Here is an 11,931-nt window from a genome sequence, read left to right as displayed (position 1 = left end):
TTTTTTTGAGTTTTTACGTAATCGTTTGCCTTACCCCTACAAAGCTGCAATGTTCTGGAGAAAGACATGCAAAAGAACACCCTCTGGTTCGATGGTTTATCCATGGAAGATGTCGACAAAGTCGGCGGTAAAAACGCTTCTTTGGGCGAAATGGTTTCTAACCTGTCCAATGCTGGCGTATCGGTACCTAATGGTTTCGCGACAACCTCCCATGCGTTCAACCAATTTCTAGATTTTGAAGGCCTTGATGATCGTATTCATCAACTCCTTGATGAACTAGATGTAGACGATGTTGAAGCTCTGCGTAAGACAGGCGCAACAATTCGTCAATGGGTTTTAGAAGCCCCATTCCCTGCTGACCTTGAGCAGGATATTCGTAATAACTACCAAGAATTGATTGGTGGCAATGATGAGCTTTCGGTAGCCGTTCGCTCATCTGCAACAGCGGAAGACCTCCCTGATGCGTCGTTTGCAGGCCAGCAAGAAACCTTCCTTAATGTGAAAGGGATTGACGCGGTCTTAGAAGCAACCAAACACGTTTACGCATCACTATTTAACGATCGCGCTATTTCGTATCGCGTTCACCAAGGTTTCGACCACCGCGGAATTTCTCTATCTGCTGGTATTCAACGCATGGTTCGTTCAGACAAAGCCTCTTCAGGTGTGATGTTCACTCTCGATACAGAGTCTGGCTTTGATCAAGTGGTCTTCATTACCTCATCTTGGGGCTTAGGTGAGATGGTGGTACAAGGCGCTGTTAACCCTGATGAATTCTATGTCCACAAGCCAATGCTTGAAGCGGGTCACTACCCTATCGTAAAGAAAACCTTCGGCTCTAAGCTTATTAAGATGATCTACTCAACCAACCAAGAGATTGGTAAGCAAGTTGATATCGTCGATACATCTTCACAAGAGCAGAACGCATTCTCGCTCCACGATGAAGAAATCAAAGAGCTAGCGAAACAAGCGATGATCATCGAGAAACACTACCAGCGTCCTATGGACATTGAGTGGGCAAAAGATGGTATCGACGGCAAGCTTTACATTGTTCAAGCACGTCCAGAAACGGTTTGCTCTCAAAGCGAGCAAAACGTGATTGAGCGCTATGAGCTCAATAGTAAAGCTGATGTACTTGTCGAAGGTCGAGCGATTGGTCAGCGTATTGGCTCTGGCTCGGTTCGTTTAGTTGACTCTCTTGATCAAATGTCGCTGGTTAAAGAAGGTGACGTTCTAGTGACAGACATGACCGACCCAGATTGGGAACCGGTAATGAAGAAAGCCTCTGCGATTGTCACAAACCGCGGCGGACGTACCTGTCACGCAGCTATCATCGCTCGTGAACTAGGTATTCCTGCGATTGTTGGCTGTGGTAACGCAACAAGTGGGCTCACTGATGGTTCAACCGTTACTGTCTCATGTGCTGAAGGCGAAACGGGTTACGTTTATCAAGGTGAACTGGCATTCGAAATCAAACGTTCAGCAGTTGACGAACTACCAATGCTACCAACGAAAGTGATGATGAACGTAGGCAACCCTGACCGGGCGTTCGATTTTGCTCAAATCCCAAACGAGGGGGTTGGCTTAGCTCGTCTTGAATTCATCATCAATAAGATGATCGGCATTCACCCTAAAGCCTTGCTTAACTTTGACCAGCAAAGCGATGAACTGAAAGCTGAGATCAATCAACGTATCCGTGGCTACAAAGATCCAATTGATTTTTATGTGAGTAAATTGACTGAAGGTATTGCGACTATCGCGTCTGCTTTCTGGCCGAAGCGTGTAATTGTACGTATGTCGGACTTTAAGTCGAACGAATACAGCAACCTTGTCGGTGGTAAAGGGTTTGAACCACACGAAGAGAACCCAATGCTTGGTTTCCGTGGTGCATCTCGTTACATTTCTCCGCTGTTTGAAGACTGTTTCGAGCTAGAAACGCAGGCGATTAAACGTGTTCGTAATGAAATGGGTCTTAAGAACGTTGAGATTATGATTCCGTTTGTTCGTACTCCAAGTGAGGCAGCATCAGTTATCGACTTACTTGCTAAGTTTGACTTACGACGTGGCGATCAAGGCCTGAAAGTCATCATGATGTGCGAACTGCCTTCCAACGCCGTCCTAGCTGAAGAATTCTTGAAGTACTTTGACGGATTCTCTATCGGTTCGAACGATATGACTCAGTTAACGCTTGGTCTCGACCGTGACTCTGGCGACGTGGCTCACTTGTTTGATGAACGTAACCCTGCCGTGAAAGCGATGTTGAAGATGGCGATTGATGCAGCGACAAAGGCGGGTAAATATGTCGGCATTTGTGGCCAAGGCCCATCGGATCATGATGATCTTGCCGAGTGGCTAATGACTCAAGGTATCAGCTCTGTATCACTTAACCCTGATACCGTTATCGACACTTGGCTCAAGCTAGGTAAAGTAAGTCAATAACACGACCTAACCGTTAAAAGTAAAAAGGCTTCCAATTGGAAGCCTTTTTGTTAACTTGCTGTATTGCTATTTGAAGCCTTAGCGAGTTCTAACTCTTTTTGTCTAAGCATAGTATCGAGTTCATTACGACGAGCATCAAATGCAGCCATTTGACTCTTAGGTACTGAATTCGCCATTGGAATATTGGCCTTCAATGCATTCACTGCTCGACCGCGGTCGAGCAATTCATAATGAATATGGGGCCCAGTTACACGCCCTGTCGCACCAGATAAACCAATTCGCTGGCCGCGAGAGACTTTCTGTCCCTTATGCACCAAAATCTTACTTAGGTGTAAGTAACGAGTTTTATAGCGACTACCATGTTGAACAACCACGTAATTACCTGCATATGGATGTTTACGTGTCAGAATGACTACACCATCACCTGTAGAGACAATTGGCGTACCCGTTGGCACTGCCCAATCCGTGCCATTATGCGGAGAAACTCGCCCCGTCACTGGGTGCTTACGATATGGGTTAAAGTTTGAACTTATGCGATACACACCATTAACCGGTTTACGCTGGAAGGCGCGCTGCAAACTGTCACCGTGTTGATCATAGTATTGACCATCCGTATGAAGATAAGCAGCAACCTCACGACCTTGATTGAAAATCTTAACCGCCTGAATTTCACGGTTACCCGTCAATTGTTCACCAACAAACTGACGCGATTGAACGATTTCAAAGCGGTCACCAGCACGAAGATCACGTGCAAAATTCACTTTATCTTTCAACAAAGTGACCACTTGTTCGATCTCACTTTTTCCTAGACCCAATGCATTAACGGACGTAGAGAAACTGCCGTTAATCTCTCCCACGAGCGCGAACGACTTCCACACACCCGGGATTTTTATATCCTTAAACTCATAGCTACCATCGTCTAAACGGCTATATACCGCTCTTTCGACAAGGTTAAACTCAAGCTCCATCTTGTTTAGTGCACCCGTTTCCTCATCGCGCCAAAAACGTAACTTATTGCCGGGCTTAAGAGTATCGAGGGCTAGGAAATTAAGATCCGTTTCCATGATCTTCATTAACTCGCTGTAACCAAAACCAAGCTGCTCAAAAATGCTGCTTAGGTTGTCACCTGCTTGAATGACGTACTCATAATTTGGACGATCTTCTATCAAATCTTGTTCCATCAAGATGTTGTTCACAATCTTCGATTCTGGAAGTGATAACTCGATAGTTCGCTGGTTGCCGCTATAGTCCGAAGTTGTTGAAACTGCAATCGCCGCAATAATAGGAACAGTCAACGCCATCATCCTTTTCGGCATAGATAGCGCTTTAAAGCGGGACTTCAAACTTCTAGATTGCACAGTGTGACCTATAGATAGAATTAAACAGAGGGCTTAAGGGTACAAATTTGTCTATTGATTGTCACCTTTGGATTGTTAATCTTCACAAAAAAAGGGCATGTAAAATGCCCTTTCATTCGTAAAAGTTAACAATTTCATTCGATTATATATCAACTATTGATAAGTAGAGACCAAACCGTTATCTTCACCGAAACCATTAGGTTGGTAGTGATCAGCGTTAACATCGTTAATCCACTTTTTGTTATCAACCAAATAACGGAACTCAAACTGGCTATCTTTTGGTAAACGCACACGAAACTTATAAGACTTTGATTTAGCGATTTTTTTCATCGCTGTCGGCTTCCAGTCCAAAAAGTCCGCGACGATGGCGATCGATTGATCGACTTCGCTTTCCGCCACTTCGAATGTCACTTCGACTTCATCTATTGTTTTAAAAAAACGTTTATTGATCATGTTTATTCCCTTAACGACAAGTGATTCCATCTCATACTTAACAGTACAAATAATAAGCAATGTGTCGCGCATTCTCAATGTCGAATCAAACAACCGTCGTTATTGAATCAGTAACTCACCCTTATCTGACACGGCAAATTCACGCTTCAACTGTTTGGAAGGAGTCTCTGCCATTGATTGGCTGCTCTCATGCTCAAGGAAAGTGACCACAACACTTTGCTTCTCACTCTCAACTAAGCTCAGGACATCAATACGATCACCTAAAAATACCGAATCTTTAGTAATTAAGCGTTGGCGAAATTCGTCATATTGGGAAAGCATTACATAGTAGAACAGACCGCTGCCCTGATTGCTCAACGCTAAGATTGAAACATAGTTGTTTCCATCCAAACTCACGATTTTCTCGCTATCAATCATCACGACGCCACGTACGGCGCCATCTTCGTAACTCCCCTGCAGTTGGCTTCCATTCACCACATCATCAATAAATGTGAACGCACTGGTTTCTGGGATTTTTACTGTCCATGGGTTTGGAGTTCGGATACCAAATACAGACTGCATAATGGCATCTTGACTAGAGACTTGGCTTGGAAACTTGGCCAATATCTCTTCATCAGACAAGCTAAAACGATAAATTCCTGCCACAGCGACTATGATTAGTAATACGATAGGAATCAAAAGAATAAGAGGTATAGGTAAAAGACGTTTCTTCATGAGGCGAGGAATAATTCACTAAGTTTCACGATAATTGAAACGTCATGGTAACAGGCAATTGAAAGGAGATAAAATGGAGCAATCACATAAAGTCAGAATAGCCGATTGTAGCTGTGGTCAAGTGAGCCTCGTTTGTCGAGGAGAACCAACGCGTACTGCAATTTGCCACTGTTTCGAATGTCAAAAACGTACAGGTAGCGTATTCGGTGTTCAGGCTCGCTTTCATAAAGAACAAGTTTCCTTTAGTGGTGACATAGTGGAATACACTCGCATCAGTGACTCAGGAAGTGAAGTGACATACTCCTTCTGTCCGCGGTGCAGTACGACTATGTTGCTTAAACTCCATGCGGCCACTGATTATCTTGTTATCCCTGTCGGTGTATTTAATGAGCAAGACTTACCCACTCCAAGCTTTTCTATCTATGAGGAAAGAAAAACAGGCTGGGTAAAATTTGACTGCCAGATGGAACATTACCTTTAATTGTCAGGGATCAACATTTAACGCAAAGTTTGCCTACCGATCATCAATCAGTAGCACTATAATTTCGCTCTTAAATTAAGGAGCGTATTTTGATTTCCAAACTTCCACGTTGGGTAGAATCAGGAGCTTTTCTACTTGCCTTACTTGCCGGAACGGTCAACGCACTAGGCTTACTCGGATTTTCTCATCAAGCAGTATCGCACATATCAGGAACCGTCACGCTGCTTGGTACATCACTTGAAGCCTTCAATCAGCAAACTGGCCATCTGTTCTTTATTTTGATGAGTTTCCTAATGGGCGCCACATTAAGCGGCGTATTTATTGAAAGCACTGCATTAAAGTTAGGCCGCCGTTATGGGGTCGCGCTTTGCGTTGAAAGCCTGCTGCTACTGCTGGCTTACTGGCTACTGAAAAACGACTTCCAATCTGGCCAATACCTCGCTTCTGCCGCATGTGGCTTACAAAATGCAATGCTGACGACCTTTAGTGGAGCCGTTGTTCGTACCACACACATGACCGGTATCATTACTGATCTTGGGCTGATGATTGGTGCGAAGCTTCGGGGAGAAAAGTTTGACTACCGTAAAGCCAAGTTGTTTCTGTTTATATTCGTTGGTTTTTTATCCGGCGGCGTAATTGGGGCAAAACTATATTCTCACTATCAAATAGGCGCGTTGCTCGGCCCTGTGATGCTATCAGCTCTCCTTGCTATCACCTATTGGGGCTTTATCTCAACACGACAGATTCACAAATAATCCGCATCAACTCTTGATACAAACAAGCAAATAAATTAACACTAGCAAAACATTTATCTAAAAAACTGTTGATGGGCGACGTTTTTTTAATGAATAGTTAGCTCTATTTATTGAATAGTATTGCAAGAACAGTCAAAAGCCATTACTCTTGCCGCCATTCTGATAAATATGGACGTTTGGTGAATATATATGCCATTCGGATTAGCAGTTAATACTTAACTAGTTGTACCTCGAGAAACCTATGCAAAACAACGCTCAAGCACCAGAACAGACGCAAAGTAAAGGTAACTTTTGGATGTTCTTTATTCCTTCATTGATCGGCCTATTCCTATTTATGGCCCCTATCAGCTATGAAGGTGATATTACGATCCCTGTCGCTATCCTAGCGAAATCAATTCAAGCGATTTTTGGTGAAAACCTCGTCACTATTGTGACAACTATCATCGCATTTATGGCTACAGCTTCTGTTCTATGCCGCATTAAAACACCTGCATTTATCGCCAACAGTGAATTCTTAAATGGCTTATTTAATCCAAGTCCTTTGTGGTTACTGGTTCGTGTTATCGGTGGCCTAGCGGTTGTGATGACATTTTTCCAACTCGGCCCTGAAGCCGTGTGGGAAGAAAATACTGGAGGTATGGTATTAGAGGGGCTACTGCCGACTCTATTTTCTGTATTCATTTTTGCTGGCCTACTGCTCCCTCTTTTACTGAACTTTGGTCTACTAGAGCTGTTTGGTACACTTCTTAGTAAGGTTATGCGACCAGTATTTAACCTACCCGGACGCAGCGCTATTGACTGCATGGCTTCTTGGTTAGGTGATGGTTCTGTAGGTATTCTTCTAACGAGCAAGCAGTATGAAAATAAGTTCTACACCCAACGTGAAGCTGCGATAGTTGGTACGACTTTCTCGGCGGTTTCTATTACCTTTAGTCTTGTTGTTATTGCTCAAGTAAAACTAGAACACCTTTTCCTACCTTTTTACGGTGCTATTTGTTTAGCTGGTTTAGTTGCTGCGATTATCATCCCTCGCTTGCCACCTCTAAGTCGTAAGAAAAATGAATTTATCGATGGTAGCAAGCCACATGAAGATGCTGACGCGATTCCACAAGGACATACGACTCTCTCATGGGGCTTAGAACTCGCACTTAAAAAGTCTGCTCAAGTTAAATCTGTAAAGGGTGTATTTGGTGAGGGCGTTCGCAATGCTGTAGACATGGTATTTGGAGTCCTACCAGTCGTAATGGGATTGGGTACGATTGCACTTATCATCGCAGAATACACATCCGTATTTAGTATTCTTGGTCAACCATTTATTCCATTTTTAGAGTTACTAGGCATACCTCAAGCAGCAGCTGCATCGGAAACAATCGTAGTTGGATTTGCAGATATGTTTATACCGGCCATTTTAGCCGCTTCAATCGATAACGAAATGACTCGATTTGTCATCGCGGCAATGTCAGTGACTCAGCTAATTTATATGTCAGAAGTCGGTGCTCTACTGCTAGGTAGCCGCATTCCGGTCAACATCTTTGAGTTATTCGCAATCTTCATCTTGCGAACGCTCATTACACTGCCCGTAATTGCAGGCGTTGCCCATCTAATCTTCTAAGTCGTCATTTGAAAGCCCCTTAACGGGGCTTTTTTGTATCTAAGCCCGACGATATGTGCATACGATAAGCATGATTCGGCGGTAATATTGACAGAAAGAGATTTAAATAGGCGCAATCTAAACATATAATGATGTAATAAATAGATTTATAAATATAAGTTACAAGGATGTGCTTATGAAAATAGTTTGGGCATTATTACCAGTACTTATCAGTTTCCAAGCTTTTAGTGCTCAGTTAGTCATCCGAGTCGGAGAAGCTCCACCAGTTACCATCACTCAAGAAGAGATCATTGCTCAATTAGAGCCAAGTAGCTTTACTACGAGCTTACCTTGGTATTCAGAAAAAAAAGAGTTCACTGGTTTCAAAGTTTCCGATCTACTCAGTCAACTTCAAATTGATGACGCTTTTTCTGTCTCTTTTATCGCATTAAACGACTACGCCGCTAGTTCAACAATTGCCGATATCAATAAATACCAACCTATCATTGCTTACAAAGTCGATGGACAAAAAATGAGAGTGCGTGACAAGGGACCGTATTGGATGTTGTTTAATTTAGACAAGTACCCAGAAACCAATAATGCAGTATTCCATTCGCAGATGGTGTGGCAAATCGATGAGATAATGATACATAGACAACAAGATGTGGACACAAACTAACTATAAAGATCCCTCTTCATTATTAAAAAAAGCGAAGAACTTGCTTCTTTTGCTTAGTGTTATAATGGTGGCTGCTAATCTCTACTTTTTGAATTCTACTCGAATGCATGCAGAGTCATACAGTGAGCAGAAAAATCAGGCAACGTGGTTTCTATTTCAATTGACGAAGGAGTTCGCAGAACTCAATACAATGATATACTTTGCGGTTAGTTCTCCTCAGTACCGTGAACGTATGGAGTTGAAATATGAACTGACTTGGTCGCGCTTCGACCTATTACTAACTAGTAGAGAGGCAGATACATTCATAACCCTACCTGGTGCAAGAATGTACTTTCAAACTTTATTCAATCAGTTTAGGCTACTCGAACCTCAAGTTTTTAGCTTGAAATCTACTGATGACGCAGAAAAACTAGGCCGCGAATTTAACTCTCTTTATATGTCGATGATTCAGTACGTAAATACCAATTTTCGAATCAAGAGCCCTCTGTACGAAAAGCAAATGCAAGACGCTCGACAGCTCCACACAATTCAACTCATCTCCCTAATGTTACTCGTAGTCTGTATTGTTCTTGTGATGTTTATTCTTCAAAAAGAATCCGAATATCATAAAGAGCAATCACTAACAGACTCATTAACAGGAATATCAAATCGGCTTGCGCTCTTTCAAGATCTACGACGAAATACTGAACGCAAACAGCCGTTTAGTATTCTCTTACTCGATCTTAACGGCTTTAAGCAGGTTAATGACAAGTACGGCCATCAAGCCGGAGACAAAGTACTGCAAGCATTTAGCACTCGATTGAAGAAGGCTTCAACTGCTAGTTATCGTATTGGGGGGGATGAGTTCGCATTGATAACCAATACGACGTCAGAAAGTGAGCTAAAACACTTGGCGGCTATCATAGAACAAGAGATGCAACTGCCAATTCAAGTCAGTGGGTATAATGAAGTGACTATTACAACGAGTATTGGGTACGCTTCCTTTCCAAGCGACTCAAGCAAAATCAATGAACTGCTCCTCATTGCAGATAATAATATGTACAGTGAGAAGCAGAACAGTAAACAGGCTATTGGTTAGAGTATTTGATGCGTTTGTTTCGCGTATCTTTGTATCGTTTCATTTTGAAGATCTGCTTCGTTTTCAGGCTTCCAAAGACCTCTACCAATACCTTTGACAATTAAATGGATAACGGCGGCATCAATTGCAGACATAACAGCGACGTTTACAGGCTCGTTATTGGTATAACCCATCTCAACTTCTAGCAAATCTTTATAGTCAATAAATCTAAATGCACCGGCGGTCAACTCATGAGAGAAGATTGTTTTACTGGTCGTGACGCTTAATAATATCTGACCAGTACGGACATTCACAGCACGCAGGTTAACGGTCACTTGATCCGTGCGATATTTACCTGAAGAACCGATGCCTAAATATCTCGCACCTAATCCACCTGTTTTGATGTTGGAGTCATAGGCAACAATACCACCTTCAATAACCACATTGGCTGAACTTAATGCTGATAGATCGTCGCCATGGTTAGACGCTGCTTGGCCTTTTTTCTGCGCTGCACGAATGATCTTACGTTCCGTTAATAGGTTCTGTAGACCTTCCCTTTCTAACGGAATGAACCATCGAGAATCGAGCAAAGATGCAGTAAGCAGCGCTGTACCACCTTGAGGAACGGCGGTCGAGAAGTTACTGTTTGGCTGCGGCTTATATTGGCCTGTTTGATCACGGAAATCATACACAGAAACCAGTATTCGGCCCTTAGGTTCTGGTAGCTTGACCAAATCTTGATACGTAGCGCCACGAGGCATAAGCGTTGGAGCTTGGTCTGCATCGGGAATCGTCATAGAGTTTGAACAACCAGTGACAAGCAGAACAACAAAAAGAGTATATAAAAGTTTCATAATTAACCTGCTCTACTAATCTGGGTTTAGGCCAGCAACTTTAATTTCAGTTGACTCACCTGAGACCTTGTCGACGATTTGCACAATCAAAGAACCGTTGTCATCAACGATATTAAGATAAAAGTCATCCGTTTCTAATTGACCAGTGTTGCCATTACCAACATCCGCAAGCAGTTGGCTGATCAAGCGTGATTCAAGACTGTTAGCCAAACGATCAAGAGAAGACTCTTCGTCAAAGCCAAATTCATCTTTTGGCGCTTGATAATCATTGATAGCGTTAGCAACGCCAAACAAGTGAGAACTGTTTAAAGCGTTTCCGCCGAAACTTGGGTTTACAGGGGTATAAATAAGCTCAGTCGCATAAACGCAGGGAGCCCAGAGGCACATACAAAAAATGCCACGTATCGCATTAGTTGGTTTCATAGTTAGTCCTTTAAAACTCATCCTGAGCTAAATCAAATGTATCTTGATAACTCAGTTGTGTTTTCCATCTTAAAAGGGCTTTGTTGCGTAATTCGATGGAACTAAATCAGGAAGTTACGATCTGATCGGCTACATCAGTTAATCATCGTAGCCTTATGCCGAAACCTCGTTACAAAACAACTAACTGGAAACAGTACAACAAAGCCCTAATCAACCGTGGTTCACTCACTTTCTGGATTGATGAGGAAGCCATACGCGAGTGGAAGCAAAGCAAACAGAGTAAGCGCGGCAGGCCTCGTCGATTCAGCGACCTAGCCATTACTACCGCACTGATGGTAAAACGCGTTTTCTCTATGCCATTGAGAGCGCTGCAAGGTTTTCTAGACTCAGTATTTAAGCTGGCTAACATACCGCTTGTTTGTCCGCATTACACCTGTATAAGCCGTCGAGCCCAGCAGGTTGAGGTTTCATTTAAAACTAAAACCAGAGGTGCGATACAGCATCTGGCCATTGATGCCACTGGTCTCAAGGTTTATGGCGAAGGTGAATGGAAGGTCAAGAAGCACGGTACTGACGGGAAGCGTAGAGTCTGGAGAAAGCTGCATTTAGCAGTCGACACCAGTACTCACGAGATAGTAGCAGCAGAACTGAGTTTATCTAATGTCACTGATTCAGAAGTCCTTCCTAATTTGCTCAAGCAAACACGTCGACAAATCATCGAGATATCTGGAGATGGTGCTTACGACACAAGGAACTGCCATGATGCCATACGGATTAAGCGAGCTATTCCGCTTATCCCACCAAGAGAAGGGGCAGCCTTCTGGGAACAAGGACATCCTCGCAATTTAGCAGTGGGTTGCCAAAAGCTCTACGGCTCCAACAAGAAGTGGAAAAAGCGGTATGGTTATCACAAACGTTCACTATCAGAAACAGCCATGTATCGAGTGAAGCAGTTGCTAGGTGGGAGGTTAAGCCTGCGAAACTACAATGCTCAGGTTGGCGAAACCTACGCCATGATTAAAGCGCTGAACAAGCTTACAGGGCTTGGTATGCCTGAAACTCAGTTTGTTGTTTAAGAATTGCACAATTTCGGGCGGTTTGTTTTTCTGTCCGAATTACGCAACAAAGCC

12 protein-coding genes are annotated in these 11,931 nt (G+C 43.1%); 7 read left to right on the top strand and 5 right to left on the bottom strand.

Annotated features, from left to right (window positions below):
* Nucleotides 1-66: 66 nt before the first annotated feature.
* Nucleotides 67-2,436: a phosphoenolpyruvate synthase gene (ppsA, locus tag ACU01J_RS07690; RefSeq protein WP_481085152.1), complete on the top strand. Its 2,370-nt coding sequence runs from the start codon at nucleotides 67-69 to the stop codon at nucleotides 2,434-2,436.
* 50 nt (nucleotides 2,437-2,486) lie between these two features.
* Here ppsA and ACU01J_RS07685 read toward each other — a convergent pair whose 3' ends face one another.
* The 3 genes from ACU01J_RS07685 to ACU01J_RS07675 form a co-directional block, all read right to left on the bottom strand.
* Nucleotides 2,487-3,740 (bottom strand): peptidoglycan DD-metalloendopeptidase family protein, encoded by a 1,254-nt coding sequence (locus ACU01J_RS07685; RefSeq protein ID WP_481085345.1) that lies wholly within the window; start codon nucleotides 3,738-3,740, stop codon nucleotides 2,487-2,489.
* Between the two features lie 207 nt (nucleotides 3,741-3,947).
* Nucleotides 3,948-4,247: an isoamylase early set domain-containing protein gene (locus tag ACU01J_RS07680; protein WP_481085151.1), complete on the bottom strand. Its 300-nt coding sequence runs from the start codon at nucleotides 4,245-4,247 to the stop codon at nucleotides 3,948-3,950.
* Between the two features lie 99 nt (nucleotides 4,248-4,346).
* Nucleotides 4,347-4,961 (bottom strand): hypothetical protein, encoded by a 615-nt coding sequence (locus ACU01J_RS07675; protein WP_481085150.1) that lies wholly within the window; start codon nucleotides 4,959-4,961, stop codon nucleotides 4,347-4,349.
* Nucleotides 4,962-5,034: 73 nt separating this feature from the next.
* On the opposite strand from ACU01J_RS07675, the gene ACU01J_RS07670 reads away from it, so the two are divergent.
* The 5 genes from ACU01J_RS07670 to ACU01J_RS07650 all read left to right on the top strand — a co-directional run bounded on the left by ACU01J_RS07670 (nucleotide 5,035) and on the right by ACU01J_RS07650 (nucleotide 9,545).
* Nucleotides 5,035-5,442 carry a GFA family protein gene (locus ACU01J_RS07670; protein ID WP_481085149.1) on the top strand — a complete coding sequence of 136 codons (408 nt, stop codon included), beginning with the start codon at nucleotides 5,035-5,037 and terminating at the stop codon, nucleotides 5,440-5,442.
* Nucleotides 5,443-5,531: 89 nt separating this feature from the next.
* On the top strand, nucleotides 5,532-6,197 hold the full coding sequence (locus ACU01J_RS07665; protein ID WP_481085148.1) for a YoaK family protein: 666 nt from the start codon (nucleotides 5,532-5,534) through the stop codon (nucleotides 6,195-6,197).
* A gap of 241 nt (nucleotides 6,198-6,438) precedes the next feature.
* Nucleotides 6,439-7,809 (top strand): YjiH family protein, encoded by a 1,371-nt coding sequence (locus ACU01J_RS07660; protein WP_481085147.1) that lies wholly within the window; start codon nucleotides 6,439-6,441, stop codon nucleotides 7,807-7,809.
* Between the two features lie 175 nt (nucleotides 7,810-7,984).
* Nucleotides 7,985-8,467 (top strand): putative pterin-binding protein, encoded by a 483-nt coding sequence (locus ACU01J_RS07655; RefSeq protein WP_481085146.1) that lies wholly within the window; start codon nucleotides 7,985-7,987, stop codon nucleotides 8,465-8,467.
* A 325-nt stretch (nucleotides 8,468-8,792) separates the two neighbouring features.
* The gene (locus tag ACU01J_RS07650; RefSeq protein ID WP_481085145.1) at nucleotides 8,793-9,545 is read left to right on the top strand and encodes a GGDEF domain-containing protein; all 753 of its coding nucleotides are present in this window, start codon (nucleotides 8,793-8,795) and stop codon (nucleotides 9,543-9,545) included.
* On the opposite strand, the gene ACU01J_RS07645 is transcribed toward ACU01J_RS07650, so the two are convergent.
* Together ACU01J_RS07645 and ACU01J_RS07640 are read right to left on the bottom strand one after the other, a co-directional pair.
* Nucleotides 9,542-10,378, bottom strand: a complete 837-nt coding sequence (locus tag ACU01J_RS07645) for a CsgG/HfaB family protein (protein WP_481085144.1) — start codon at nucleotides 10,376-10,378, stop codon at nucleotides 9,542-9,544. The two genes, ACU01J_RS07650 and ACU01J_RS07645, sit on opposite strands and share 4 nt — an antisense overlap.
* Nucleotides 10,379-10,393: 15 nt before the next feature.
* Nucleotides 10,394-10,801 (bottom strand): curli assembly protein CsgF, encoded by a 408-nt coding sequence (locus ACU01J_RS07640; protein WP_481085143.1) that lies wholly within the window; start codon nucleotides 10,799-10,801, stop codon nucleotides 10,394-10,396.
* Between the two features lie 155 nt (nucleotides 10,802-10,956).
* Here ACU01J_RS07640 and ACU01J_RS07635 point away from each other — a divergent pair, with 155 nt between their 5' ends.
* The gene (locus ACU01J_RS07635; RefSeq protein WP_481085133.1) at nucleotides 10,957-11,877 is read left to right on the top strand and encodes an IS5 family transposase; all 921 of its coding nucleotides are present in this window, start codon (nucleotides 10,957-10,959) and stop codon (nucleotides 11,875-11,877) included.
* Nucleotides 11,878-11,931 lie beyond the last annotated feature (54 nt).

This window comes from Vibrio sp. 2433-A1, assembly GCF_056726085.1.
This window is presented reverse-complemented; position numbering and strand designations above follow the sequence as displayed.

What these genes read in the sequence shown, in the direction of transcription:
- ppsA (WP_481085152.1), top strand. Translation starts at nt 67, where the DNA reads ATGCAAAAGAACACCCTCTGGTTCGATGGTTTATCCATGGAAGATGTC.
- ACU01J_RS07685 (WP_481085345.1), bottom strand. Translation starts at nt 3,740, where the DNA reads ATGATGGCGTTGACTGTTCCTATTATTGCGGCGATTGCAGTTTCAACA.
- ACU01J_RS07680 (WP_481085151.1), bottom strand. Translation starts at nt 4,247, where the DNA reads ATGATCAATAAACGTTTTTTTAAAACAATAGATGAAGTCGAAGTGACA.
- ACU01J_RS07675 (WP_481085150.1), bottom strand. Translation starts at nt 4,961, where the DNA reads ATGAAGAAACGTCTTTTACCTATACCTCTTATTCTTTTGATTCCTATC.
- ACU01J_RS07670 (WP_481085149.1), top strand. Translation starts at nt 5,035, where the DNA reads ATGGAGCAATCACATAAAGTCAGAATAGCCGATTGTAGCTGTGGTCAA.
- ACU01J_RS07660 (WP_481085147.1), top strand. Translation starts at nt 6,439, where the DNA reads ATGCAAAACAACGCTCAAGCACCAGAACAGACGCAAAGTAAAGGTAAC.
- ACU01J_RS07655 (WP_481085146.1), top strand. Translation starts at nt 7,985, where the DNA reads ATGAAAATAGTTTGGGCATTATTACCAGTACTTATCAGTTTCCAAGCT.
- ACU01J_RS07650 (WP_481085145.1), top strand. Translation starts at nt 8,793, where the DNA reads ATGTACTTTCAAACTTTATTCAATCAGTTTAGGCTACTCGAACCTCAA.
- ACU01J_RS07645 (WP_481085144.1), bottom strand. Translation starts at nt 10,378, where the DNA reads ATGAAACTTTTATATACTCTTTTTGTTGTTCTGCTTGTCACTGGTTGT.
- ACU01J_RS07640 (WP_481085143.1), bottom strand. Translation starts at nt 10,801, where the DNA reads ATGAAACCAACTAATGCGATACGTGGCATTTTTTGTATGTGCCTCTGG.
- ACU01J_RS07635 (WP_481085133.1), top strand. Translation starts at nt 10,957, where the DNA reads ATGCCGAAACCTCGTTACAAAACAACTAACTGGAAACAGTACAACAAA.